General features: G+C 71.0%; 23 protein-coding genes. 15 read left to right on the top strand and 8 right to left on the bottom strand.

Annotated features, from left to right (window positions below):
• Positions 1-59: 59 nt before the first annotated feature.
• The 6 genes from AC5P09_RS04460 (at position 60) to AC5P09_RS04435 (ending at position 5,637) form a co-directional block, all read left to right on the top strand.
• Positions 60-695 (top strand): TetR/AcrR family transcriptional regulator, encoded by a 636-nt coding sequence (locus tag AC5P09_RS04460; RefSeq protein ID WP_493872535.1) that lies wholly within the window; start codon positions 60-62, stop codon positions 693-695.
• A gap of 320 nt (positions 696-1,015) precedes the next feature.
• Positions 1,016-2,620, top strand: a complete 1,605-nt coding sequence (locus AC5P09_RS04455; protein WP_493872534.1) for a sensor histidine kinase — start codon at positions 1,016-1,018, stop codon at positions 2,618-2,620.
• A complete protein-coding gene (locus AC5P09_RS04450) occupies positions 2,617-3,024 on the top strand; it encodes a roadblock/LC7 domain-containing protein (RefSeq protein ID WP_493872533.1) in 408 nt (135 codons plus the stop codon). Before AC5P09_RS04455 ends, AC5P09_RS04450 begins: the two co-directional genes overlap by 4 nt.
• Positions 3,021-3,440 carry a DUF742 domain-containing protein gene (locus AC5P09_RS04445; RefSeq protein ID WP_493872532.1) on the top strand — a complete coding sequence of 140 codons (420 nt, stop codon included), beginning with the start codon at positions 3,021-3,023 and terminating at the stop codon, positions 3,438-3,440. Before AC5P09_RS04450 ends, AC5P09_RS04445 begins: the two co-directional genes overlap by 4 nt.
• A complete protein-coding gene (locus AC5P09_RS04440) occupies positions 3,421-4,044 on the top strand; it encodes a GTP-binding protein (RefSeq protein WP_493872531.1) in 624 nt (207 codons plus the stop codon). Before AC5P09_RS04445 ends, AC5P09_RS04440 begins: the two co-directional genes overlap by 20 nt.
• Before the next feature lie 105 nt (positions 4,045-4,149).
• Positions 4,150-5,637 carry a cytochrome P450 gene (locus AC5P09_RS04435; protein WP_493872530.1) on the top strand — a complete coding sequence of 496 codons (1,488 nt, stop codon included), beginning with the start codon at positions 4,150-4,152 and terminating at the stop codon, positions 5,635-5,637.
• On the opposite strand, the gene AC5P09_RS04430 is transcribed toward AC5P09_RS04435, so the two are convergent.
• From AC5P09_RS04430 to AC5P09_RS04415, 4 genes are all read right to left on the bottom strand, one after another.
• Positions 5,631-6,581 carry an RluA family pseudouridine synthase gene (locus AC5P09_RS04430; protein WP_493872529.1) on the bottom strand — a complete coding sequence of 317 codons (951 nt, stop codon included), beginning with the start codon at positions 6,579-6,581 and terminating at the stop codon, positions 5,631-5,633. The genes AC5P09_RS04435 and AC5P09_RS04430 overlap by 7 nt on opposite strands.
• 39 nt (positions 6,582-6,620) lie before the next feature.
• Positions 6,621-8,165, bottom strand: a complete 1,545-nt coding sequence (locus AC5P09_RS04425; protein WP_493872528.1) for an amino acid permease — start codon at positions 8,163-8,165, stop codon at positions 6,621-6,623.
• A 225-nt stretch (positions 8,166-8,390) separates the two neighbouring features.
• Positions 8,391-9,236 carry a siderophore-interacting protein gene (locus AC5P09_RS04420; RefSeq protein WP_493872527.1) on the bottom strand — a complete coding sequence of 282 codons (846 nt, stop codon included), beginning with the start codon at positions 9,234-9,236 and terminating at the stop codon, positions 8,391-8,393.
• A 139-nt stretch (positions 9,237-9,375) separates the two neighbouring features.
• Complete coding sequence (locus tag AC5P09_RS04415; protein WP_493872569.1) at positions 9,376-10,305, bottom strand: 5'-3' exonuclease; 930 nt, start codon at positions 10,303-10,305, stop codon at positions 9,376-9,378.
• 193 nt (positions 10,306-10,498) lie between these two features.
• Between AC5P09_RS04415 and AC5P09_RS04410 the strand changes: the two genes are divergently transcribed.
• The 4 genes from AC5P09_RS04410 to AC5P09_RS04395 all read left to right on the top strand — a co-directional run bounded on the left by AC5P09_RS04410 (position 10,499) and on the right by AC5P09_RS04395 (position 15,922).
• A complete protein-coding gene (locus tag AC5P09_RS04410) occupies positions 10,499-11,587 on the top strand; it encodes a quaternary amine ABC transporter ATP-binding protein (protein ID WP_493872526.1) in 1,089 nt (362 codons plus the stop codon).
• Positions 11,580-14,195 (top strand): ABC transporter permease/substrate binding protein, encoded by a 2,616-nt coding sequence (locus AC5P09_RS04405; protein ID WP_493872525.1) that lies wholly within the window; start codon positions 11,580-11,582, stop codon positions 14,193-14,195. The genes AC5P09_RS04410 and AC5P09_RS04405 overlap by 8 nt, the downstream gene beginning before the upstream one ends.
• Before the next feature lie 447 nt (positions 14,196-14,642).
• On the top strand, positions 14,643-15,212 hold the full coding sequence (locus tag AC5P09_RS04400; RefSeq protein ID WP_266442655.1) for a helix-turn-helix domain-containing protein: 570 nt from the start codon (positions 14,643-14,645) through the stop codon (positions 15,210-15,212).
• Positions 15,209-15,922 (top strand): helical backbone metal receptor, encoded by a 714-nt coding sequence (locus tag AC5P09_RS04395; protein ID WP_493872524.1) that lies wholly within the window; start codon positions 15,209-15,211, stop codon positions 15,920-15,922. The genes AC5P09_RS04400 and AC5P09_RS04395 overlap by 4 nt, the downstream gene beginning before the upstream one ends.
• Here AC5P09_RS04395 and AC5P09_RS04390 read toward each other — a convergent pair.
• Positions 15,834-16,910: a TDT family transporter gene (locus AC5P09_RS04390; RefSeq protein ID WP_493872523.1), complete on the bottom strand. Its 1,077-nt coding sequence runs from the start codon at positions 16,908-16,910 to the stop codon at positions 15,834-15,836. The two genes, AC5P09_RS04395 and AC5P09_RS04390, sit on opposite strands and share 89 nt — an antisense overlap.
• Positions 16,911-17,076: 166 nt before the next feature.
• Here AC5P09_RS04390 and AC5P09_RS04385 point away from each other — a divergent pair, with 166 nt between their 5' ends.
• On the top strand, positions 17,077-18,012 hold the full coding sequence (locus AC5P09_RS04385; protein ID WP_493872522.1) for a LysR family transcriptional regulator: 936 nt from the start codon (positions 17,077-17,079) through the stop codon (positions 18,010-18,012).
• 143 nt (positions 18,013-18,155) lie between these two features.
• On the opposite strand, the gene AC5P09_RS04380 is transcribed toward AC5P09_RS04385, so the two are convergent.
• A complete protein-coding gene (locus AC5P09_RS04380; RefSeq protein ID WP_493872521.1) occupies positions 18,156-18,887 on the bottom strand; it encodes a gamma-glutamyl-gamma-aminobutyrate hydrolase family protein in 732 nt (243 codons plus the stop codon).
• A 135-nt stretch (positions 18,888-19,022) separates the two neighbouring features.
• Complete coding sequence (locus AC5P09_RS04375) at positions 19,023-19,757, bottom strand: FadR/GntR family transcriptional regulator (RefSeq protein WP_493872520.1); 735 nt, start codon at positions 19,755-19,757, stop codon at positions 19,023-19,025.
• Between the two features lie 85 nt (positions 19,758-19,842).
• On the opposite strand from AC5P09_RS04375, the gene AC5P09_RS04370 reads away from it, so the two are divergent.
• From AC5P09_RS04370 to AC5P09_RS04355, 4 genes are read left to right on the top strand one after another with little or no spacing between them, the layout of a single operon-like run.
• Positions 19,843-21,213 carry a glutamine synthetase family protein gene (locus AC5P09_RS04370; RefSeq protein ID WP_493872519.1) on the top strand — a complete coding sequence of 457 codons (1,371 nt, stop codon included), beginning with the start codon at positions 19,843-19,845 and terminating at the stop codon, positions 21,211-21,213.
• An 8-nt stretch (positions 21,214-21,221) separates the two neighbouring features.
• Positions 21,222-22,601 carry an aldehyde dehydrogenase family protein gene (locus AC5P09_RS04365; RefSeq protein ID WP_493872518.1) on the top strand — a complete coding sequence of 460 codons (1,380 nt, stop codon included), beginning with the start codon at positions 21,222-21,224 and terminating at the stop codon, positions 22,599-22,601.
• A complete protein-coding gene (locus tag AC5P09_RS04360; RefSeq protein ID WP_493872517.1) occupies positions 22,598-23,398 on the top strand; it encodes a 3-oxoacyl-ACP reductase in 801 nt (266 codons plus the stop codon). Before AC5P09_RS04365 ends, AC5P09_RS04360 begins: the two co-directional genes overlap by 4 nt.
• A 27-nt stretch (positions 23,399-23,425) precedes the next feature.
• Positions 23,426-24,337: a DUF2510 domain-containing protein gene (locus AC5P09_RS04355; RefSeq protein WP_493872568.1), complete on the top strand. Its 912-nt coding sequence runs from the start codon at positions 23,426-23,428 to the stop codon at positions 24,335-24,337.
• A 1-nt stretch (position 24,338) separates the two neighbouring features.
• On the opposite strand, the gene AC5P09_RS04350 is transcribed toward AC5P09_RS04355, so the two are convergent.
• Complete coding sequence (locus tag AC5P09_RS04350) at positions 24,339-25,541, bottom strand: amino acid deaminase/aldolase (RefSeq protein WP_493872516.1); 1,203 nt, start codon at positions 25,539-25,541, stop codon at positions 24,339-24,341.
• Between the last annotated feature and the right edge of the window lie 292 nt (positions 25,542-25,833).

Below are 25,833 nucleotides of genomic sequence, written 5' to 3'. Positions count from 1 at the left end.
CTCGGTTACCGGGCCCTCACGAAGATCGCCACGGGCGGGCGTGTGCGAGGATCGAACGCATGGGGACAGCAGGCGCAGACCGGAGCCGACGGGTCGGCAGGCCGCGGGCCGCGCAGCGGCCGGACAGCGGACTCGAACCGCGCGAGGAACTCCTCCTGGCCGCCGCGGAGTTGTTCACCACGCTCGGCTACGCGGCCACCTCCACCCGGGTCGTCGCCGAGCGGGCCGGGATGCGGCAGGCGTCCATGTACCACTACGTCTCCGGCAAGGAGGAGCTGCTCGCCGAGCTCCTGGAGTCCACGGTCACGCCCTCGCTGGCGTGCGCCCGGGAACTCCTCGCCGACGACGCCACCCCGGCCGAGGACCGGCTGTGGGAGCTGTGCCGGGCCGACGTGGAGGTGCTGTGCGGCGGACCGCACAACCTCGGCGTCCTCTATCTGCTGCCCGAGGTGCGCGCCGAGCGGTTCGCCGGCTTCCACGCCGTACGCGCCGAACTCAAGGACGCCTACCGGCAGTTGCTCGCCGCCACCGAGGCGGGCGGCGCGCTCGCCAAGAGCGAGCTCGACCTGCGCACGGACCTCGTGTTCGGGCTGATCGAGGGTGTCATCCTCGTCCACCGCTCCGATCCCGAGCGACCCGTGTCGGCGTTCGCGGAGGCCACGGCCGACGCCGCGCTGCGCATCGCGGGGGTCTGAAGCTCCTCGCACCGGTCCTTCAGGGGCACTTCACTCGTCACGGTGAGTGTTTTCGCATGCCCGTACGTCGTGACGCACCGTGTGCGAACGGAATCGCAGCGTGTAAATGGGCCGAGAGTACTCCTCTCCGCGGGCCCATTTCAGGTGCTTGCTGAATATGACACGGCGATGATCCGGTCGGACTAAGCTCGCCCGCAGCGCACCGAGTTGAGATGTATTCGTGCGTTTGTTCCCAAAAATACCGAAGATCCCGACAGATCCATGACATACCCCCCTGCACGCTCCCCCGACCCCCAGCCGATTTGTTTCAGAGGGCCCACATGGTGAGTGTTCAATCTCCTCCCAGTCGCCGCGAACTTCCGTACGCGCGCGTGCTGTTGCTGCCCGCCATACTGATGGCCGCGGCGACCGGGGCCGCCGTCGCCGTAGTGACGGAACCGGCCCGGGTGGCCGTCGGCTCGTGCGGAGCCGTCGCCACGCTGCTGGTGATCGCGATGGCGGCCGAAGCGATGCGGCGCCGCCGCGAAGTACGAGACCTGCGCGCGGAACACATCCGTCACACCGCGTATCTGGAACGGCGGATCGCCGCCCACGACGAGGAGATGACCCGCCTCGCCAAGGAGATCGCGCCGGCCGCGCTGGACCGGTTGCGCCGGGGAAGTACCCCCGGAGAGGTGATTCGTGACCTCGGCGACATGGACCCCGCCTGGCGCGATCTCCCCGAGGCGCAGGTGTCCTTGATCAAGACGGTGCTCAAGATCGTCGACCAGGAAGAGGTCCTGCGCGACTCCACCCAGCGCTCCTTCGTCAACATCGCCCGCCGCGTCCAGGCGATCGTCCACCAGCAGGCCAGTGAACTCCGCGAGATGGAGGAGGACCACGGCCGTAACCCCGAGGTCTTCGACGACCTGCTGCGCATCGACCACGGCACCGCGCTGATCGGGCGGCTCGCCGACTCCATCTCCGTCCTCGGCGGCGGCCGGCCGGGCCGTCAGTGGCCCGAACCCGTCGCGCTGTACAGCGTGCTGCGCGGCGCCATGTCGCGGATCCTGGAGTACGGGCGCATCGACCTCTCCTCGATCGCCAAGGTCAACGTCAAGGGCACCGCCGTCGAGCCCGTCATCCACGCCGCGGCCGAACTCCTCGACAACGCCACCCGATACTCCCCGCCGCAGACCAAGGTGCACGTCACCGCCACCGAGGTGCAGACCGGCGTCGCCATCGAGATCGAGGACGCCGGCGTCAGCCTCAGCGAGGAGAGCCGCGCCAAGGCCGAGGGCATGCTGGAGCGCGCCAAGGCGGGCGTCGACTTCCAGGACCTCGGCGAGTCACCGCGCCTCGGCCTCGCTGTCGTCGGCCGGCTCTGCAAGACGTACGACATGCAGGTGTCGCTGCGCGCCTCCGCGTACGGCGGGGTCCGCGCGATCCTCGTCGTGCCCAGCGACATGCTCACCTCCGAGCCCGGCGTCGGACTCGCCCACGGCATCGGCGCCACCGCCGTCCCCCAGGTCGACCTCGGTGCCCTCCCGGGTCCCAAGCGCACGATCAAGAAGCGCCGCCCCACCAGCCCCAAGATCACGGCCGCGCTCGCCCTGGAGGACGACGTCCCCGAGGTCACCGAGTGGACCGCGAACGGACTGCCGCAGCGCCGCAGCCGGGTCAAGACCTCGCTCACCCAGCGGTACGCCGAACAGGCCGCCATCGAACAGGCGGAACGGGAGGGCCGGCCCACCATCTGGTCGACCGCCAAGCGGGAGCCCGAGCCCGAACCCGAGCCGGAGCCCGAGAAGGCGCCCGAACCCCCACCGGGCCAGTGGGTCCAGGCGTTCTTCGACGGACTCAAGCGCCCCGGCTCCACCGCAGTCACCCAGCCGACCAATGAACCGGCCCACGTCGAGGCCGACGACGAGGGGAACCTCAAGTGATCCAGCAGCGAGGCAACTTCGACTGGATGCTCACGGACCTCGCCAAAGGCGTACCGGGCATCCAGATGATCGTGGTGCTCTCCGCCGACGGCCTGCGCATCGCCCGCCACGGCGGCGACCCGGACACCGCCGACCGCGTCGCCGCGGCCTGCGCCGGCCTGCAGAGCCTGGCGACCGCCGTCGCCCAGGAGATCCCGGGCAGCGACGGCGAGATGAAGATGGTCCTCATCGAGATCAACGGCGGCTACTTCTACCTGATGGCCGCCGGCGCCAACGCCTACCTCGCGGTGCTCTCCGACGTACGCGCCGAACCCGGCTTCATGAGCGCCCGCATGAGCGACCTGGTGATCCGGATCGGCGAGCACCTCACCAGTCAGCCCAGGCGCAACGGCCAGACCGTATGACTCCTCCGCAACGCCAGCGGCGATTCCCCAAGCCAGAACCCGTTCCGCAACCACCCCCGCGGGAGGAACAGGAACCGCCGGAGGGGCAGAAGAAGAACCCCGAGCGGCTGTACGTGATCACGGGACCGGACGGCGTCGAGCGCGTCGAGCTCGACCTGGTCACGTTAATCGTGGCGCGCGCCGACCCACCGCCCTCCGCCACGCCCGAGCAGGCGGCGCTGCTCCGGCTGTGCACGGCTCCCCTGTCCGTGGCCGAACTGTCGGCCTACCTCAGTCTGCCGTTCAGCGTGGTGACCGTCCTGCTCACCGAGCTGCTGACGGCCGAACTGGTGACGGCACGCGCCCCGATCATCCGCCAGGCGCTGGCCGACCGTTCCCTCCTCGAAGCGGTGATGCATGGACTTCAAAAGCTCTGACACCATCACGGGTCCACGAACAGAGGACCAACTCCCGCAGACCGCCCAGGCCGCGGTGAAGATCGTCATCGTCGGAGGCTTCGGGGTCGGCAAGACGACCATGGTCGGCTCGGTCAGCGAGATCAAACCGCTGACCACCGAGGAGACCATGACGCAGGCCGGCGTCGGGGTCGACGACAACTACGGTTCCGAGACCAAGACGGCCACCACCGTGGCGATGGACTTCGGCCGCATCAGCATCACCGACCAGCTGGTGTTGTACCTCTTCGGCACCCCCGGCCAGGAACGCTTCTGGTTCCTGTGGAACGGCCTGTTCGAGGGCGCGCTCGGCGCGGTCGTGCTGATCGACACCCGCCGCCTCGAGGTCAGCTTCGACGTCATGGGACGCCTGGAGGAGCGCGGGGTGCCGTTCGTGGTCGCCGTCAACTCCTTCCCGGACGGGCCCCGTTACCCCGTCGAGGACCTGCGCACGGCGCTCGACCTGAGCGAGGACATCCCCATCATCGAGTGCGACGCGCGCCGCCGCGCCTCCAGCCGGGACACGCTGATGACCCTCATGCGCTTCCTGCACTCCCTCGCGATGACGGGCGCGCTACGACGATGACCGCGCACCCGCCGCGACGCGCCGGCCCCGGCCGGACACGGCTCCCCAGCCCAAGACAGCCCCGCAGACAGACACGGCAACCGGATCCACTTCGGAGCGACCACTGTGACGCCTGAATCCCACTCCCTGACCGGTACGGACCCCTCCCTCGCCCCGCCGCCCGGCTGCCCAGCCCACGGCCGCGGACCCGGCGGACTGCACCGGCTCTACGGACCCGAGGCGGAGGACCTCGGCTCCCTGTACGAGCAACTCCGGGACGAGCACGGCCCGGTGGCGCCCGTGCTGCTGCACGACGACGTACCGATGTGGGTGGTCCTCGGGCACACCGAGAACCTGCACATGCTGCGCACGCCCTCGCAGTTCTGCCGGGACAGCCGCATCTGGACCCCGCTCCAGGAGGGCATGGTCAAGCCCGACCACCCGCTCATGCCGCACATCGCCTGGCAGCCCATCGCCTCGCACGCCGAGGGCGACGAGCACCTCAGGCTGCGCGGCGCGGTCACCGGCGCCATGTCGACCATCGACCACCGTGGCACCCGCCGCCACATCAACCGCCACACCCAGCGGCTCGTCAACCGCTTCTGCGAGGAGGGCACGGCCGACCTCGTCAGCGAGTTCGCCGAGCACCTCCCGATGGCCGTGATGTGCGAGATCCTCGGCATGCCCGACGAGTACAGCGACCGGCTGGTGCAGGCGGCCCGCGACGCGCTCAAGGGCACCGAGACCGCGATCGCCAGCCACGGCTACGTCATGGACGCGCTGAGCCGGCTCACCGCCCGCCGCCGCGCCCAGCCCGAGGAGGACTTCACCAGCCATCTCATCACCCACCCGGCGCGACTGACCGACGACGAGGTCAGGGAGCACCTGCGCCTCGTGCTCTTCGCGGCCTACGAGGCCACGGTCAACCTGCTCTCCAACGTGCTGCGCATGGTCATCACCGACCCGCGCTTCCGCGCCCAGCTCAGCGGCGGGCAGATGACGGTGCCGGAGGCGGTCGAGCAGTCCCTGTGGGACGAGCCGCCGTTCAGCTCGGTCTTCGCCTACTTCGCCAAGCAGGACACGGAGTTGGGCGGCCAGCGCATCCGCAAGGGCGACGGACTGCTGCTCGGCATCGCGCCGGGCAACATCGACCCGCGGGTACGTCCCGACCTGACCGCCAACATGCAGGGCAACCGCTCCCACCTCGCCTTCGGCGGCGGACCGCACGAGTGCCCCGGCCAGGACATCGGCCGTGCGATCGCGGACACCGGTGTCGACGCGCTGCTGATGCGGCTGCCGGACGTGGAACTCGACTGCGACGAGGACGAGTTGGGCTGGGCCGAGTCGATCGCCTCGCGCCACCTGGTGGAACTGCCGGTCCGGTTCGACCCCAAGCCGCAGCAGGACGTGATGGAGAAGCCCGGCCACGCCGCGGTCCCCTCGCAGCGATCCACCTGGCACGTCGGCACCCACCCGCCACAGCCGGCCCCCGCGGCCGTGGCGCAGCCCCAGCCGGCCGCGGTCCCGCCGCAGCCCGCCCTCGCGCCGACGCCCGAACCGGTCCGGCCGATGGGCGCCTGGCGGCGCTTCCTGCGCTGGTGGCGCGGCTACTGACCGGCCCACTCGTCGTAGGAGGACCACGCCTCGAGAGTCCTCGGACTCCGGAACCGGTGCGCCACCCCCGTGACCGGATCGGTGAACTCCAGGCTCCGCGCCAGCAGTTGGAGCGGACGCCGGAAGTCACCGGCCGGCACGGGGCCGGTCACCACCGGGTAGAGCGGGTCGCCGAGGATGGGTACACCGAGCGCGTTCATGTGGACCCGCAGCTGATGGGTCTGCCCGGTCGTGGGAGTGAGCCGGTAGCGGCCGAGGCCGGGACCGCCGTGCTCGGCCAGCTCGACACGGCTGACCGCGTTCGGCTCGCCCTCGACCTCGTACGCGGCCAGCACCCCGCGTTCCTTCACGATCCGGCTGCGCACGGTCCGGGGCAGGGCGAGCGCGGGATCGTACGGTGCCACCGCCTCGTACTCCTTGCGCACCAGCCGGTCCCGGAACAGCGACTGGTACGCGCCGCGTTCCCCGGGCCGTACGGTGAACAGCACCAGCCCGGCGGTGAGCCGGTCGAGCCGGTGTGCGGCGCCGAGTGTGGGGATGTCCAGCTCCCGGCGCAGCCGGGCCAGTGCGGTCTCGGTGACATGGCTGCCGCGCGGGGTGGTGGCCAGGAAGTGCGACTTGTCGGCGACGACGATGTGCTCGTCGCGGTGCACGACCTCGATCGGGAACGGCACGGGCACCTCGGCCGGCAGGTCCCGGTGGAACCACACGAACATCCCCGGCACATACGCCGCGTCGGCGGCCACCGCCCGCCCGTCCGCCCCGACGACCCGCCCCGCGTCGAACATCCCGTCGACCACGCCGGCGCCCGCTCCGGAGAGCCGTTCCGCCAGGTGAGCGCGCACGGTGACCCACGGCCCCTCGACGGGCAGCCGCACCCGCACCGGATCCACCCCCTCGCGCTGCGGCAGGGGAGAGGGCGGGATCCGGTGGTTGCGTGTCATCACGGGCAAGCGTAAGCGGGTACGCCGTGGCCCCGGTCTTCAGGCCGCGACCGCCTCGGGTGCCTCCGCGACCGGCGTACGGGCCCGGTACGCCCGGAAGGCCAGGCCGATCGCCACGGTCACGGTGAGGAACAGCACGGTGAACCACTGGAAGTACCAGTGCCCGCCCGCCGGGTCGTACACCGCTGCCCGTGGCCAGGCGAGGTTGACGGTCATGAACAGGCCGTACAGGAGGGCGAGCGCGTTGACGGGGATGCCCCAGCGGCCGAGGGAGAAGAGGCGGGCGCCCGTCTCGTCGGTGCCTTCGACGGTGAACTCGCCGCGCAGGCGGCGCACCAGGAGCGGGCCGGTGACCATCGCGTAGGCCAGGTACAGCATCACGATGCAGGTGGTGCCGATGGCCAGGAACGCCTCCGGGGAGGCGAAGTTGAGGAGCAGCACGGCCGCCGCCAGGACGCCGACCACCAGGGCCGGGGCGCTCGGCATGCCGGTGCGCGGGTTGACCTTGGCGAGGCGGCGGGAGAAGGGGAGCTGGCCGTCGCGGGCCATGGAGAACAGCATCCGGCAGGCGGCCGTCTGGATCGCCAGGGTCGCCACGGCGATCGCCACCACCACGTCGGCCAGCAGTACGCGGCCGACGCCGTCGCCCAGGCTGCTGGTGAGGACGTAGCTCAGGCCCTCGGCGGCCAGGCGGCCGTCGGTGAGGCTGGGGGCGGCGAGCAGGCCGCCGAGGACGATCAGAGTGGCGAGCAGACCGGCCGCGCCGAGCGCGACCAGGATCGTGCGGGGGGCGGTGCGGCGGGGGCCGCGGGTCTCCTCGCTCATCTCGCCCGCGCTGTCGAAGCCGATCATCACGTACGCCGCCGCGAAGGAGCCCACCAGCAGGGCTCCGAGCAGGCCGGACTGGGCGGCGCCCTCGGTGTGGAAGGTGATGCCGGGGGTGCGCTCGGAGTGGGTGAGCAGCAGGACGATGATCAGTACCGCGCCGATGATCTCGGCGGTGACGCCGACGCGGTTGATCACGGACATCACGCGGTTGTCGAGGACGTTCACCAGCGTGGTCAGGGCCAGCAGGATCACGCCGAGCACGGCCGCGTTGGCCGCGCCGTCCGCCGAGGTGGGCGCCGGGTCGGTGCCGATCAGCTGGAAGCCGGACCAGATCGCAGGCAGCACGATCTGGAGGGCCAGCGCGGCCGCCGCGACGACCACGATCTGCCCGATCACCATGATCCAGCCGGCGAACCAGCCGAAGGTGAGGTTGGAAAGCCGGGACGACCACTGGTAGATGGCGCCGGAGATGGGGTAGCGGGCGGCCAGTTCGGCGAAGCAGGCGGCCACCAGGAGCTGCCCGATCAGTACCGCCGGCCAGGTCCAGAAGAAGACGGGGCCGCCGAACGCGTACCCGAAGGCGAAGAACTGGAAGACGGTCGTCAGAACGGAGATGAAGGAGAACCCGGCTGCGAAGGACGCGTACCGGCCCAGGCTGCGGTGCAGTTCCTGGGGGTAGCCGAACTCGGTGAGGGAACGGTCGTCGGGGGAGTGCGGTGGATCGGGGCGTACGTCGGACGGAGTGGTTGTCGTCACGGCGGCACCTGCCTTCGCGCTGAATTCCTGTCGAGCGACAGAAATTAGGCAGACGCTGTTTCGGTGGCGTCACGTCGCCGTGTCCGGTGCGGGCCCAAGTGCTCACGCTCGCGGGGCGCGCGGTAAGTCGCGATATGTCGCGCCCGTTTTCCGTGGCCGAGACAGTGAAGTGGCGGCACCTCGAAAGGTGCCGCCACTTCAGTGGTTCCTGGGCGACCAGCCGTCCTACGCGACGGGCGTCGCCCCCTCCTGCTCCGCCTCGATCGCTGCGTTCCACTCCCGCTTGGAGGCCTGCCAGCCGTCCTCGTTGTGGCCGAGCCGCCAGTAGCCGGAGATCGACAGGTCCTCGCGGGTGACGCCGCGCTCGACCCGCAGGAGATGGCGCAGCTGCTTCACGAAGTGTGCCTCGCCGTGCACGAACGCGTGTACGCGGCCCTCGGGGAACTCCAGCGCCCGTACGGCCTCGGTCAGCGCGTCGCCGATGCGGCCCTCGCCGCGGTGCAGCCAGACGACCTCCACGTCGGAGTCGATCTTCTGCTCCTCCTCCGGCCCGGCGACCTCGATGAAGGCGTGGGCGCGGGCGCCGTCGGGCAGTGCCTCCAGGGAACGGGCGATCGCGGGCAGCGCGCTCTCGTCGCCCACGAGCAGGTGCCAGTCGGCGGTCGGGTCGGGGGTGTAGGCGCCGCCCGGGCCCATGAACCAGACGTTTTCACCCGGTTGGGCGCGCAGGGCCCACGGTCCGGCGAGGCCCTCGTCGCCGTGGATCACGAAGTCCAGTGTCAGTTCGCGGTGTTGGGGGTCCCAGTGGCGGACCGTGTACGTCCGGGTCACGGGCCACTGCTCGCGCGGGAACTCCTCACGGATCCGCTGCATGTCGAAGGGCTCGGGGTAGGTCACGCCCTCGGCCGGGAACAGGATCTTCACGTAGTGGTCCGTGCAGGTGTCCGCCGAGAAGTCGGCCAGACCCTCGCCGCCGAGCACCACGCGCTGCATGTGCGGGGTCAGCCGCTCGGTGCGGAGAACCTGCGCGAAGTGGGGCCTGCGCGGCTGTCGTCCCGGTCGTTCTGCCATGGCGGCCTCCCAGTTCCCTTTGCTTAGGCTTACCTAAGTTAACACCTTCCCCCAGTGAATACCCCCCACATGAGAGGTCCATGAACCTCTCTGTTAGGGACTTTCAACCCCGGCGCGGCGCCTGCGCCGCTTACGCCGCCTACGCGACGAGCGTCGCGAGCAGCCGCTGCAATGATCCACCCAATCCCCAGTGGGCGGCCAACTCGTTCAGCGCCACGGCATCGCGCGGCACTCGCGGCAGTGCCGTGTCGACATCCGGCAGCGGAACGTCGTCCGCGACCTTGACGACCTTGGGCGCCACTGCCAGATACGGCCGCGACTCGTCCAGTCGCCTGCGCTGTGCCGGCGTGAGCTTCGCCTTCGGGTCGTCGACCGCGGCAAGGATCCCGGCCAGGTCGCCGAACTCGGCGAGCAGCTTCGCCGCCGTCTTCTCACCGACGCCGGGCACCCCCGGCAGGCCGTCGCTCGGGTCGCCGCGCAGCAGCGCGAGATCCGCGTACCCCTTGCCGTCGACCCCATACTTCTCGCGCAGCCAGGCCTCGTCGGTCAGCTGCAGCGAGCCGACGCCCTTGAGCGGGTACAGCACCCGCACCTCGCGCTCGTCGTCCACCAGCTGGTACAGGTCCCGGTCGCCGGTGACGATGTCGACCGGGCCCTTGGCCCGCGCGGTGAACGTGCCGATCACGTCGTCCGCCTCGTACTCCGCGACGCCCACGCGCGCGACGCCGAGCGCGTCGAGGACGGCCTCGATGATCGGCACCTGCGGGGAGAGCGTGTCGGGCACCTCCTCCTCGTCGGGCCCGGCCTGGCGCTCCTCCGCGACGCGGTGTGCCTTGTAGGAGGGGATCAGCTCGACCCGCCACCGGGGGCGCCAGTCGGCGTCCATGCAGGCCACCAGGTGGTTGGGGCGGTGGTCCTTGACCAGGCGGTCGATGAATTCCAGGAGCCCGCGCACGGCGTTCACCGGTGTGCCGTCCGGGGCCTTCACGGACTCCGGCATGCCGAAGTAGGCGCGGAAGTAGAGCGAGGCGGTGTCGAGGAGCATCAGTCGTCCGGTCACGCCACGCATCATGCCGTACGGCACTGACAGAGACCCGTCGGTGACGCAGAGCTTCTCGCGCGTAAACGTCCTGTGAACTGCGCCGCCTGGGCGTTTGGCCCTGAAGGGCAAGGGCAGGTGCGGCTTCCGGAGCGATGCCGGTTGCGCATTCAACTGTTGGCGGCCCTTCGCCCCGCCCTGGCCGCCGAGACAAGAGGTACGTGTGTCATCCAGACTTGAGGCCGAAGCGCTGTACAAGGTGTTCGGCAGACGACCGAACGAGGCAGTCGAACGGCTCCGACAGGGTGCCGACCGGGAGGAGCTGCGTGCCGACGGCACCACCGCGGCGGTGATCGACGCCTCCTTCACCGTGGAACCGGGGCAGATCTTCGTGGTGATGGGCCTGTCCGGATCCGGCAAGTCCACGCTGCTGCGCATGCTCAACGGCCTCCTGGAGCCGACCGCGGGCAGCGTCCGCTTCGACGACGATGACCTGACCGCGCTCTCCGACCGCGAACTGCGCAAGGTCCGCGCGAGGAAGATCAGCATGGTCTTCCAGCACTTCGCGCTCTTCCCGCACCGCAGTGTCCTGGAGAACGCCGCCTACGGCCTGGCCGTCCAGGGCGTGCCCCGCCGCGAGCGCGAGGCGCGTGCCGCCGAGGCACTCGCCCTGTGCGGCCTGGCCGGCTGGGAGAAGTCCTGGCCCGACGAGCTGTCCGGCGGCATGCAGCAGCGCGTGGGCCTGGCCCGCGCCCTCGCCACCGACGCCGACCTGCTGCTCATGGACGAGTCCTTCAGCGCGCTGGACCCGCTGATCCGCCGCGACATGCAGGACCAGCTCCTGCAGCTCCAGGACTCCCTGAAGAAGACGATCGTCTTCATCACCCACGACCTCAACGAGGCCATGCGCCTGGGCGACCGCATCGCCGTCATGCGCGACGGCCGCATCGTTCAGATCGGCACGGCCGAGGACATCCTCATCCGGCCCGCCGACGACTACGTCGCCTCCTTCACCAAGGACGTCGACCGCTCCCGCGTGCTGACCGCCTCGTCCGTCATGGACACGGACGTCGTCGGCGACGAGGTCAGCTGCGGCTGCGAGACCGCGACGCCGGACACCCCGTTCGCCGAACTCTGCGCGATCAGCGCCCGTCTGACGCATCCCGTGGCCGTCCTCGACGCGAAACGGAAACTCGTCGGTCGCGTACCCAGGCAACGCCTCGTCGGCTTCATGGGCGACGAGCAGGGTGACCCCGAAGCCTGCGACTCCCCGCGGGACAAGGGCGGGGACAAGGTGGTGTCCCGTGCCTAGGATTCCGCTCGGCGACTGGGTCAACGACGCCGTCAACTGGCTGCTCGGCCACATGTCCTGGCTCTTCGACTTCCTCAAGACCGTCTTCACCGACACCTACGACGGCATCAACGCCGTCCTCCAGGCGCCCGAACCCCTGATCCTCGCGGGCATCTTCGCCGTGCTCGCGTTCTGGCTGCGCGGCACGCTGGCCGGTGTCCTCACCTTCGCGGGCTTCGCCTTCATCGACTCCCTCGAACTGTGGGACAACGCGATGGTGACCCTGTCGCTCGTCCTCGTCGCCACGCTCATCGCGCTGGTGATATCCGTGCCGGTGGGCATCTGGGCGGCGCGCTCCGACCGGGTCAGTGGACTGGTCCGGCCGGTGCTGGACTTCATGCAGACGCTGCCCGCGATGATCTACCTCATCCCGGCGATCCTGTTCTTCGGCACCGGCGCCCCGGCCGGCATCGTCGCGACCCTGATCTTCGCGCTGGCCCCCGGTGTGCGCATGACGGAGCTGGGCATCCGGCAGGTCGACAAGGAACTGGTCGAGGCCGCCGAGGCGTTCGGCACCACGCCGCGCGACACACTGCTGCGCGTCCAGCTGCCGCTCGCGCTGCCCACCGTCATGGCCGGCGTGAACCAGGTCATCATGCTCGGCCTGTCCATGGCGGCCATCGCCGGCATGGTCGGCACCGGCGGTCTCGGCGGCGACGTCAACGAGGCCATCGGCCAGCTCAACGTCGGCCTCGGCTCCGAGGCCGGCGTCGCCATCGTGATCCTCGCGATCTACCTCGACCGCATGACCAGCGCCCTGGGCGTTCACGTCTCCCCGCAGGGCCGCCGCGCCGCCGCCAAGGCACGCGCCGCGCAGGGCCTGAAGGTCTGGTCGTACCGGCCGCGCCCGCAGATCGCCGTGATCGGCGTCGTCGTCCTCGCCCTGGTGGCGGGCGGCATGGGCATCTTCGGCGGCAACGGCGGCACCACTTCCGTGGCCAGTTCCAAGGACGTCGGCCAGGGCAAGAAGATCAGCATCGGCTACATCCCCTGGGACGAGGGCGTCGCCTCCACCTACCTGTGGAAGGAGATCCTGGAGGAGCGCGGCTTCCAGGTGGACGCCAAGCAGTTCGACGCCGGGCCGCTCTACACCTCCCTCGCGCAGGGCACCGTCGACTTCCAGACCGACGCCTGGCTGCCGACCACCCACGAGCAGTACTGGAAGAAGTACGGCAGCAAGCTCGAAGACCTCGGTGCCTGGTACGGCCAGACCTCCCTGGAGCTGAGCGTGCCCTCCTACATGAAGGGCATCGACTCCCTGGAGGACCTCAAGGGCAAGGCCGCCACCTTCGGGGGGAAGATCACCGGCATCGAGTCCAGCGCCGGCATGATGAGCCTGCTCAAGAGCAAGGTCCTCAAGGAGTACGGCCTCGACACCGAGTACAAGGTCGTCGACAGCTCCACGCCGGCGATGCTGGCCGAGCTCAAGCGGGCCTACAGCAAGAAGGAACCGATCGTCGTCACGCTCTGGTCGCCGCACTGGGCGTACAGCGACTACGACCTGAAGAAGCTCAAGGACCCCAAGGGCGCCTGGGGCAAGGGCGACGGCGTCCACACGATCGCCCGCAAGGGCTTCGCGGACCAGAACCCGGTCGTCGGTGAGTGGCTGAAGAACTTCAAAATGGACGAGAAGCAGCTCACCAGCCTGGAAGCCGAGATCAACAAGGCGGGCAAGGGCAAGCAGCAGGACGCCGTGCGCGCCTGGCTGAAGAAGAACCCCGGCGTCGTCGACAAGCTGGCCCCGGTGGCGAGCGGCTCCGGGTCAACCCCCGCCGAGGCCAAGCGGCCCATCGACGTGGCCTGGTTCCCCTGGGACGAGGACATCGCCGTCACCTACCTGTGGAAGAACGTCCTGGAGCGGCGCGGCTACAAGCTGAACCTCAAGCAGATGGACGTCGGCCCGGTCTACACCGGCCTTGCCTCCGGGGACCTCGACCTCAACTTCGACGCCTGGCTGCCCTACGCGCAGAAGAACTACTGGGACAAGAGCAAGGACAAACTCGCGGACCTGGGCACCTGGTACGAACCGACCTCGCTGGAGGTCGCGGTGCCCTCGTACGTCAAGGACGTCAAGTCCTACGAGGACCTCAAGGGCAAGGCCGACCTCTTCGACGGGAAGATCATCGGCATCGAGCCGGGCACCGGTGAGATGAACCTGCTCAAGACGAAGGTCCTGCCCGGCTACGGCCTGGACAAGGAGTACGACGTCGTCGACGGCTCCACGCCGGCGATGCTGGCCGAGCTCAAGCGCGCCTACGCCAAGAAGGAGCCCGTCGCGGTCGTCCTGTGGTCGCCGCACTGGGCGTACAGCCAGTACGACCTGACCAAGCTGAAGGACGACAAGAAGCTCTTCGGCGAGGGCAACACGATCCGCACGATCTCCAACAAGGAGTTCCCCGGGCAGTATCCGCAGCTCACGAAGTGGATCAAGAACTTCAAGATGAGCGAGGAAGAGCTCGGCACGCTGGAGGCCGAGATCAACAAGGGCGGCCAGGGCCACGAGGAGGAATCGGTCGCCACGTGGCTGAAGGAGCACCCGGACATGGTCGACCGGATGACCCCGCAGTAGCCGCCGTACCGAAGCCGCCCGAGGGGTGGGCCTCCCCACGCGTCCTGACAGCGTGTGGCGAGGCCCGCCCCTCGGGTCGTGTCCGGGGGCCCCGTCCAGGGGTACTCGTGGGGTATTCGTACAGGTACTCCTCCAGTTACTCTCCAGGTACTTCTCCACGAGAAGGATCCGGCCAATCACACAGAGCACGCACCCAAGGCCCTGACCGCTGTCCGGCCTGCTGTCGGCCTCTTGGTCGCGCAGAGGAAAACCGCGCCCGCCGACTCCGGGGAGCCGATCCGCTGGCGCGATCTGTGAGGTCCGGTGACACCCCGTGTGTCGTCGATGTGACGGGCGCATGAAACGGTTTGCCGAACCTGCGTAGGGTGCAGAGAACTCATCAAGAGCAGTGCGCCGAGCCGTGGCGCACGGGATGCGCACCGACGAGCGAAGGAGGGAGCCGGAGCGATGGGCGACCACAAAGAACAGCCCCTTCGGGTGGGCGCGGCAGTACGACGCCGGCGCCGGGCACTGGAGCTCACCCTCGCCGTAGTGGCGGAGCGCAGCGGTCTGTCGGTGCCCTTCCTGAGCCAGATCGAGAACGAGCGCGCGCGCCCCAGCCAGACCTCCCTGGAGAAGGTCGCCGACGCCCTGCGCACCACCGCTGTCGAACTCCTCGCGGCCGCCGACCCGGCGTGCAGCGTCGACGTGGTGCGTTCCGAAGGGGTCGAGTCGGTGTACGAGCCGCGGGTGCGGTCCCTGGTGCGCGGTCACCACCAGATGCACGCCTCGGAGTTCACCGGCGACCATGACGCGGGCCGTGAATTCCAGTTCCGCAACGACCAGTTGATGTACGTCGCCGACGGCGCCGTGGAGATCGAGGCCGAGGGCCGCGCCTACCGGCTGGGCCGTGGCGACACGCTCTACCTGACCGGCGGTGTGCGGCACCGCTGGCGGGCGACGGTGGCCGACACCCGGGTGGTCGTCGTCGCCGTGGCCGAGCACATCGAGGCGGTCCGGGACCGGCCACGCCGGTGAGAGTCGTCTCGCTCGTGCCGTCCCTCACCGAGGCCGTGGCCGGGACCGGCACTCTGGTCGGCGCCACCGACTGGTGCACGCATCCGGCCGACCTGGACGTCACCCGCGTCGGCGGCACCAAGAACCCGAAGGTCGACCGGATCCTCGCCCTCGCCCCTGACCTGGTGATCGCCAACGAGGAGGAGAACCGCGCCCCCGACCTGGCCGCCCTGCGGGAGGCGGGCGTCGAGGTGCTGGTGACCGAGGTGCGGGACGTGCCCGAGGCCTTCGTGGAGCTCCAGCGGGTGCTTCAGGCGTGCGGGGCCGGGACCCGCCCGCGCTGGCTCGACGAGGCCGAGGAGGCCTGGTCGGCACTACGGCCGCCCGAGCGCCGTACGACAGCGGTCGTACCCATCTGGCGCCGGCCGTGGATGGTCCTGGGCCGGGACACCTTCGCGGGCGACGTGCTGGCCCGTCTCGGCGTCGACCACCTCTACGCGGGACACACGGAACGTTATCCGCGGATCCCCGTCGAGGAACTGCGGGCCGCCGCGCCGGACGTCGTCGTCCTCCCCGACGAGCCCTACCGCTTCACACCCGACGACGGCCCCGAGGCCTTCCCCGGGCTGCCCTGCGCGCTGGTCAGCGGGCGGCACCTGACGTGGTACGGACCCTCGCTGGCCGAGGCGCCGCGGGTGCTGGGCGAGGCGCTGCGAGCAGCGAGCCGCTGAGCAGACCGCGCGCGGTCTGCACGGCGGCGGTGGTCCAGGCGGCGACGAGGACGACGTACAGGCCGACCGCGAGCCCGTCGTAGGCGAGGAGCCCCGTGTGCCGGGCCAGTGCCTCCGCGCCCGTCACGCAGGTGCCCACCGGGAAGGTGAACGCCCACCAGGTCATCGCGAAGCCCATGCCCTGCCGCCGTGCGCGCAGGACCTGCGCGGTCGCGAGCCCGAACCACAGCAGTGCGAAGCCCAGGACGGGAACGCCGTACAGGACCGCGAAGACGCCGAAGCCCTCGCTGTAGGGAGCCGGGACGACCCCGGGTGCCACGTCCGCGAACTTGCCGACGGCGGTCGTGGACTGGCCGAGCGGGCCGAGCACCAGGAACAGGGTCGGGGTGAGGGCGAGGGGCAGGGGCCCGCCGGTGATCAGCCGCGCGAAGACCACCGGGAGCATGGCGAGGGTGGCGAGCAGGCTCAGCCCGAACAGGGCGAAGCAGGCGAGAAGCAGGGTTTCCCGCGGCTGACCGGGCGGCAGATGCGGCACGAGCAGCGGCCCGAGGGCCGCGGACACCATGGGCGCGACGACCGGCAACAGCCACACGGGGGTGGCCTGTCCGGGCTCCACGCGATGGCGTACGGCCATCAGGTACGGCACGGCGACGGCGGCCGCCAGCCCCACGACCGTCCCGGCGGTGAACAGCACGGCGTCGAGGGCCACCGCCGCCTCGATGCCGATCCAGTCCCGGCCGACGGTGAGGGTGGCACCGCCGACGGCGAGCAGGGCCATGGCGAGGCAGCCGTAGAAGGGAGCCACGGCCGGGTCGAGGAGGTGGGCGCGGGCCTGGTCGCGGTGGTGCCTCCAGTGCAGGGCGCGGGCGCAGAGCAGGGCGAGGAGCAGTACCAGGGAGAGGGCCCAGACCGTGGTGCAGGCCGTGCGCAGGCCGGGGACCTGCCCGGGAAGGCCCGCTCCGGCGGTGGCGACGATGGCGGTGCCCATGACGGAGGCCTACCAGTTCGGTCCGAGGTGACGGACGGCGAGGGCGCGCGGCGGGTGTGCGGTGGCACGGGGAAAAGGCCGGGCTGCGGTGACCATGTGTCCACGGTCTCGCCGGTGGAGGGGCGCGGCCAGGGAGTATCGGTCTATGAGGACATAAGCTGTCTTTATGAGCAGCGATGCGGAACAGGACAACTCCCGGTTCGGGACGGGCGGCTCGCTCTCGCACCGGGTGCCGGATCTGGGAGCACTGGAACTGCTGCTGGCGGTGGCCCGGCTCGGCAGTCTGGGCGGCGCGGCACGCGAGCTGGGCATCACACAGCCGGCCGCCAGCAGCCGGGTCCGCTCGATGGAACGCCAGCTGGGCGTGGCGCTGGTGGACCGTTCGCCGCGCGGCTCCCGGCTCACCGACGCCGGGGCGCTGGTCACCGACTGGGCGCGGCGGATCGTGGAGGCGTCGGAGGCCTTCGACGCGGGGGCGCAGGCGCTGCGGGACCGGCGGGACTCGCGGCTGCGCGTGGCGGCGAGCATGACGATCGCCGAGTACCTGCTGCCGGGCTGGCTGCTCGCGCTGCGCGCCCAGCGGCCGGACACCGCGGTGTCGCTGCTCGCGGGCAACTCGGCGGCGGTCGCGGAACGGCTGCTGTCGGACGAGGCCGACCTGGGGTTCGTGGAGGGGCTCAGCGTCCCGACCGGCCTGGACTCGGTGGTCATCGCCCACGACCGCCTGATCGTGGTGACGGCGCCGGGGCATCCGTGGGCGCGCCGTCGCCGACCTCTGGAGGGATCCGAACTGGCCGCGACACCACTGATCCTGCGCGAGAAGGGCTCGGGCACGCGTCAGGTCCTCGACACGGCCCTGGGCGGCCTGGCGCGGCCGCTGATCGAGCTGTCGTCCACGACGGCGGTGAAGGCGGCGGTGGTGAGCGGGGCGGGGCCGGCGGTGCTCAGCGAGCTGGCGGTGCGGGAGGAGTTGGCGATGCGGCGGTTGGTGAGCGTGCCGGTGGAAGGGGTTTCACTGGCCCGGGACCTTCGAGCGGTGTGGCCTACGGGGCACCGACCGGTCGGACCGGCCAGGGAGTTGTTGTCGCTGACGCGCGGATAGGCGACCGTTGCTGGGGGCTCCGCCCCCAGACCCCCGGGCCTATGCCCCACCCGCCGTCCGACTCGGTGGGTCGAGAGGTGCTGTACAGAGTGGGTCGAGAGGTGCTCTCTACAGGGCCGACGCCTCCACCAGCCCACCGTGGCCTATGCCCCACCCGCCGCCCGACTCGGTCGGTCGAGAGGTGCTCTCTCCAAGGACGACGCCTCCACCAGCGCCCGCATCACCCGCACGTCCTCGCCCATCTCCGGGTGCCACTGCACGCCCACCACCCAGTGCGGGCCGGGCAGCTCGACCGCCTCCACCGTCCCGTCCGCCGCGTGCGCCGAGGCGATCAGGCCGGTGCCGAGGCGGTCCACCGCCTGGTGGTGGAAGGTGGGCACCGAGGTCTCCTCCGGGACGACATCGGCGTACGACGTGCCCGGCACGGGCTTGACGGGGTGCCGGCCGAAGACCCCGGGTACCTCCGCGTGCCCGTCGATGTGCTGGACGAGGGTGCCGCCCAGGGCGACGTTCAGCAGTTGCATGCCCCGGCAGATGCCCAGCAGCGGGGTCCCCGCGGCCAGGGCCGCCTCGACCAGGGCGAGCTCCCAGGCGTCCCGGGCGCGGGCGGGCGGTCCGGTGCGGGGGTCGGCCTGCGCGCCGTAGCGGACCGGCTCGACGTCCGGGCCGCCCGCGATCACCAGACCGTCGAGGCGGGCCACGGTCGCGGCGGCGTGCTCCGGCGCGTCCGGCGGGAGCATGGCGGCCAGTCCGCCCGCGCGCTGCACGAGCCGCGGATACCCGGCGGGCAGCAGCGCGGCCTCCAGCTCCCACACGCCCCAGCGCGCCCCGGCCTCCAGGTACGTACTGACACCGATCAGCGGCCTGCCCGACATGTACCCCTCCGACCCCTCGATGGACTGCGCTGAATCAACTGAGGTGAATCAACTGCGCTGAATCAACTGCGCTGAATCAACTGCACCGAGTCAATGGACTGCTGTGGAACCTTTCCCTCACGGCAAGTCTCCTCCTCACGCCAGGAACCCCCGCAGCAGGGCCGCCGTCCCCGCACAGTGCTCCCGCATCATCTCCCGCGCCCCGTCCGCGTCCCCGTCGAGCACCGCCTCGACCAGCGCGGTGTGCTGGCGCTGCGAGTGCTCGAGGTTGCGCACCAGGAGGGGGATGCAGTCGAGGAGGTCGCTCACCGAGGCCCGTACCGCCGCGTACTGCGCGGTCAGCGTCGGCGAGCCGCACAGCTCGGCGAGGGTGAGGTGGAGCAGGGTGTCCAGGCGGCGGTACTCGGACAGCGGGGCGTCCTGCGTGGCGGCCAGGGCGTCCCGCAGCCGCCCCGCCTGCTCCGCCGAGAGGCCGTGCGTCGCGCACAGCCCCGCCGCCCCCACCTCAAGAACCTCCCGGAAGCGAAGGACGTCCTCGATGTCGACCTCGGCGATCCGCCGCCGCAGCTCGTCCTCGCCGCCCGCGTCCGCGCGCGGCAGCACGAACGTTCCGCCGTACCGCCCCCGCCGCGATTCCACCAGCCCCTGGTCCTGGAGCACCTTCAGTACCTCGCGCAGCGTCACCCGGCTGATGCCGAGCCGCTCCGCCAGCTCCCGCTCCGCGGGCAGCCGCTCCCCGCCCGGCACCAGACCGAGCCGTACGACCTGGAGGATCTGCTCCAGGGCCTCCTCGAAGCCGTTGCCCGCCCGCACCGGCCGCAGCACCGGCGTCAGCCGGTCGTCCGGGCCGCCGTCAGCCTCCAGCGACATGTGGCCGTGCCCCCTTCCCAAGCAATGGTTCTCCGCAATACCTTATGGCTTCCGGCTGACCGAAGAAGCCGAAGGAGGCTTTCCCGTGGCAGACCGCACACCCCCGCTGAGCGTCGAGGAACTGCACACCCTCGTCGCCGGCGGTGAGATCGACACTGTCGTCCTGGCCTTTCCCGACATGCAAGGGCGGCTCCAGGGCAAGCGGTTCGCCGCACGTTTCTTCCTGGACGAGGTCCTCCACCACGGCACCGAGGGCTGCAACTACCTCCTCGCCGTCGACACCGAGATGAACACCGTCGACGGCTACGCGATGTCCTCCTGGGACCGCGGCTACGGCGACTTCGCCATGCACCCCGACCTGTCCACGCTCCGCCGCGTCCCCTGGAACGCCGGTACGGCGATGCTGATCGCCGACCTCGCCTGGACCGACGGCTCACCCGTCGTCGCCGCCCCCCGCCAGATCCTGCGCCGCCAGCTGGACCGCCTCGCCGAGCACGGCTTCACCGCCCAGGTCGGCACGGAGCTGGAGTTCATCGTCTTCAAGGACAGCTACGAGCAGGCCTGGGACGCGAACTACCGAGGGCTGACCCCGGCCAACCAGTACAACATCGACTACTCGGTGCTCGGCACCGGCCGCATCGAACCCCTGCTGCGCCGCATCCGCAACGAGATGGCCGCCGCCGGCCTCACCGTCGAGTCCGCCAAGGGCGAGTGCAACCCCGGCCAGCACGAGATCGCCTTCCGCTACGACGACGCCCTGGTCACCTGCGACCAGCACGCCGTCTACAAGACCGGCACCAAGGAGATCGCCGCCCAGGAGGGCGTCTCGATCACCTTCATGGCCAAGTACAACGAGCGCGAGGGCAACTCCTGCCACATCCACCTCTCCCTCGCGGACGTGGCCGGAAACAACGCCATGGCCGGTTCCCCGCAGGACGAGGGCGGCATGTCCGACGTCATGCGCCACTTCCTCGCCGGGCAGCTGGCCGCCCTGAGGGACTTCTCCCTCCTCTACGCCCCCAACATCAACTCCTACAAGCGGTTCCAGCCGGGCTCCTTCGCGCCGACCGCCGTCGCCTGGGGCTACGACAACCGCACCTGCTCGCTGCGCGTGGTCGGCCACGGCCGCTCGATGCGCTTCGAGAACCGGCTGCCCGGCGGCGACGTCAACCCGTACCTCGCGGTGGCCGGGCTGGTCGCGGCCGGCCTGTACGGCATCGAGCAGAAGCTGGAGCTTCCCGAGGCATGCGCGGGCAACGCCTACACCGCCGGCTTCGAGCACGTGCCGACCACCCTGCGCGAGGCCGCCGACCTCTGGGAGAACAGCCCGATCGCCCGGGCCGCCTTCGGAGACGAGGTCGTCGCGCACTACCGCAACATGGCGCGCGTCGAACTGGACGCCTTCGACGCCGCGGTGACCGACTGGGAGCTGCGCCGCTCCTTCGAACGCTTGTGAGGCCCCTGTTGTCTGCCGAGTACACCCTGGACGTACTGAACCCCGCGACCGAGGAGGTCGTCGCCACCGTCCCGGCCGCCACCGCCGCCGACGTGGACGCGGCTGTCGTACGCGCCACCGAGGCACAGGCCCGCTGGGCCGCCCTCGCGCCCGGCGACCGGGCCCGGCTGCTGCGCCGGTTCGCCGTCACCGTCGACGAACACCTCGAAGAGCTGGCCCGGCTGGAGGTCCGGGAGGCGGGCCACACCATCGGCAACGCCCGTTGGGAGGCGGGCAACGTACGCGATCTGCTCGACTACGCGGCCGGGGGAGTGGAGCGGCTGACCGGACGCCAGATCCCGGTGCTCGGCGGCCTCGACGTCACGATCCTCGAACCGCTGGGAGTCGTCGGCGTCATCGCCCCCTGGAACTTCCCGATGCCGATCGCGGCCTGGGGCACGGCCCCGGCGCTCGCCGCGGGCAACGCGGTGATCCTCAAGCCCGCCGAGACGACCCCGCTGACCGCCCTGCGGCTGGCCGAACTCGCCCTGGCGGCGGGCCTGCCCGAGGGGCTCTTCCAGGTGCTGCCCGGCCACGGTCCCGTCGCCGGCAACGCGCTCGTCGAGCATCCCGGCGTGGCGAAGATCGTCTTCACCGGGTCGACGGCCGTGGGCAAACAGGTGCTGGCCAAGGGCTCCGCGCTGCTCAAGCGCGTCACCCTCGAACTCGGCGGCAAGAGCCCCAACATCGTCTTCGCCGACGCCGACCTCGAAGCCGCCGCCGCGGCGGCTCCCATGGCCTTCCTCGACAACTCCGGCCAGGACTGCTGCGCCCGCACCCGCATCCTGGTCCAGCGCTCCGCCTACGACCGCTTCCTCGACCTGCTGGCCCCGGGGATCGAGTCGGTCCGGGTCGGAGACCCGGCCGACGAGCAGACCCAGATGGGCCCGCTGATCTCCAAGGCCCAGCTGGAACGGGTGCGTTCCTACGTGAGCGACGATCTGACCGGCATCCGCGGCAAGGCCCCCGAAGGCCCCGGATTCTGGTTCCCGCCCACCCTCCTCACCGGCGTCGACCCGCACGCGCGCGTGGCCGTCGAGGAGGTCTTCGGCCCGGTCGCCGTCGTCCTGCCCTTCGAGGACGAGGCGGAGGCCGTGGCCCTGGCCAACGCCACCGACTACGGCCTCGCCGGCTCCATCTGGACCCGGGACGTCGGCCGCGCCCTGCGCGTCTCCCAGGCGGTCCGCGCGGGCAACCTGTCCGTCAACTCGCACTCCAGCGTCCGCTACTGGACGCCCTTCGGCGGCTTCAAGCAGTCCGGCATCGGCCGCGAGCTCGGCCCGGACGCCCTGACCGCCTTCACCGAAACCAAGAACGTCTTCATCAGTACGGAGGGCCCCGCACAGTGACGTCATCCCCCCAGTCCACCGACGCCATCATCTGCCGCCGCCTGGTCGGCCGTACCGCCGTCATCACCGGAGCCGGCAGCGGCATCGGCCTCGCCACCGCCCGCCGGCTCGCCTCCGAGGGCGCGCACGTCGTCTGCGGCGACGTCGACGAGGCCCGCGGCAAGGCGGCCGCCGACGAGATCGGCGGGATCTTCGTGAAGGTCGACGTCACCGACCCCGAGCAGGTCGAGGCGCTCTTCAGGACGGCGTACGACACCTACGGCAGTGTCGACATCGCCTTCAACAACGCGGGCATCTCCCCGCCCGACGACGACTCCATCCTGGAGACCGGCCTGGAGGCCTGGAAGCGCGTCCAGGAGGTCAACCTGACCTCCGTCTACCTGTGCTGCAAGGCCGCGATCCCGTACATGCGCCGCCAGGGCAAGGGCTCCATCATCAACACGGCGTCCTTCGTGGCCCGGATGGGCGCGGCGACCTCGCAGATCTCGTACACGGCCTCCAAGGGTGGCGTCCTGGCCATGTCCCGGGAACTGGGCGTGCAGTTCGCGCGGGAGGGCATCCGCGTCAACGCCCTCTGCCCCGGACCGGTCAACACCCCCCTGCTCCAGGAGCTGTTCGCCAAGGACCCGGAGCGGGCCGCCCGCCGGCTGGTGCACATCCCGCTCGGCCGGTTCGCCGAGGCGGACGAGATCGCCGCCGCCGTCGCCTTCCTGGCCAGCGACGACTCCTCCTTCGTGAACGCCACCGACTTCCTGGTGGACGGCGGAATCTCGGGGGCGTACGTCACGCCGCTCTAGTTCGCGCCCTATGGTGCCGGGATGAGCATGACGCCCCCGCCCGGCTGGTACCCCGACCCCCAGGCTCCCCACCTGGAGCGCTGGTGGGACGGGGCGGTATGGACCGAACACCTGCGCGCACCCGAGGTCCCCGGACCGCCGCAGCCGGCCGGCGGGGTGTCCGGGCGCGCCAAGGCGGTCGCCCTCACGACCGCCGCCGTCGTCCTGGTCGCCGCGATCGTCACCGGGGTGGCCGTACTCGGCGAGGGCGACGACGGCGGCGGCCCGGCGACGGGCGCCCTGCCGACGTCCGTCCCGTCCACCGACCTCCCCACGCCCACGCCGACGCGGACCACCTCCGAACCGCCCGCCGACCCGGACGCTGTGCCGGACCTCGTGGTGGACGAACTCAACGGCATCACGCTGCCGTTGCCCGACGGCTGGACCCCGCCGAAGAACGTCGCCGAGGACGACGTCGTCATGACCACGGACGACGGGACGTACGAGTGCCCGGCCGGCGTCGGCCTCTGCCGGCACGGCCTCGTTCTCACCCGCACGGTCACCGAGAACGACGAGAAGTCCCCCGAGGCCCTCGCCAAGCAGGACATCCCGGACGCGGCCGACGCGGCATACGACCGTGACAGCCTCGACCGGCGCCTCTACGGCGGCATCGAATCGCACCGGACCGTCAAGTCCGGACCGGTCGCGGTGGCCGGACGCGCCGGGTACTTCGTGCGCTGGCGGGTCAAGACGGCCGACGGGCCCGGCGGTTACGTGCAGTCCCTGGCCTTCCCGTCCAGCGTCGGCAGCGAGTCCCCGGTGATCGTGCGGTTCGTCTTCGACGCCGGCCCGGACGGCCCGCCGCTCGCCGACATGGACCGGATCACCAAGGGGATCCGGTCGATCGGCGACGCGGACACGGGCGGCGGTGTGGGCAGCAGCATCGGTCCGACCGGCTGACCTACAGGAACGTCCGGCCCTCGCCCCGATACGTCGGGACGGTCGCCGTCACCGCGTCCCCCTCGATCAGGTGCAGCACGTCGAACCGCTCGCACAGCTCACCGGCCTTGGCGTGCCGGAACCAGACCTTGTCGCCGAGCAGGAGGTCGTCGGCCGGGGAGCCGAGCAGGGGCGTCTGGACCTCGCCGGGCCCCTCCTGCGGGTCGTACTTCAGCCCCTCCGGCAGGTACGGCACCGGCAGCCGGTCCGGCCCCGCCGCACCGGAGGCGGGATAGCCGCCGCCGAGGACGGTCACCACCCCGACCCCCGGCCGCCGGACGACGGGCTGGGCGAACAGCGCCGCCGGACGACCGCTGAAGGACGTGTAGTTGTCGAACAGCCGCGGTACGTACAGCCCCGACCCGGCGCCGATCTCGGTGACCGCGTCCTCCGCGGCGGTGTGCTGCACACTGCCCGTGCCGCCGCCGTTGACGAACTCCAGGTCCGGCACGACGGCCCGGACCGCGCGCACCACGTCGCCGCGCCGCTCGGCGAGTTCCTTGCGGGCGGTGGCCTGCATCAGCCGAACGGCACGCGACCGCAGCGGCCGCCCGGCGACCGCGTCACCGACACCGGCGATGTGCCCCTCGTACGCCATGATCCCGACGACCTTGAACCCCGGCCGCCGGGCCACGGCCCGCGCCATGTCGGCGACCTGGGCGGGGGAGTACAGCGGGGAGCGCCGGGCGCCGACCCGCACCCGGCCCCCGAACAGCTTCAGCGAAGTGTCCAACTCCAGGCAGACCCGCACCACTTCGCGCCCGCCGTCGCGAGACTCGTCGATGAACCTGAGCTGCGCCGGGTCGTCGACCATCACCGTCACAGCGGCGGCGAGCTTGGGATCGGCGGCCAGTTCGGCGAAGCCGGCGCGGTCGGCGGAGGGATAGGCGAGCAGGATGTCGTCGAACCCGCTCCGCGCCAGCCACAGGGACTCGGCGAGCGTGAACGACATGATTCCCGCGAACCCGTCCTTCGCGAGCACCCGCTCCAGCAGGGCCCGGCAGCGTACGGACTTGCTGGCGACCCGGACCGGCTTGCCCCCGGCGCGGCGGACGAGATCGTCCGCGTTCGCGTCGAAGGCATCGAGGTCCACGATCGCGAGGGGGGCGTCGAAATGGGCGGTGGCCCGGTCGTAACGGGCCCGGTCGGCGGCGCGCGCAGTCATGAACGCAGCCTGCCAGACTGGATTACCGCAGGGTAGGGGGACGTTCCGGGCAGATGCCCCGGGCTCGTGGACTGGTTCCCGTTCGCCCAGGAACAACCCGTAGAGTGACGCGCACGCACGGAGGACGTCCCGCCCCCGGTCGCAGGCCCGCGCCGGGATGCCGGAACCCCCGTGCGGGTATGCGTGCCCGGACGGCCGAGTCCGCTCCGGGCGGGCCACAAGGACAACGGCCCGCGTACGAGGAGACGGCCCGGGCACGAGGAAACGGGGGGTGGCCCGCATGAGCACAGAA

Source organism: Streptomyces sp. a15, assembly GCF_059026085.1.
Note: the sequence above shows the minus strand (reverse complement) of the source record. Positions and strands in the feature narration are given on the sequence as shown.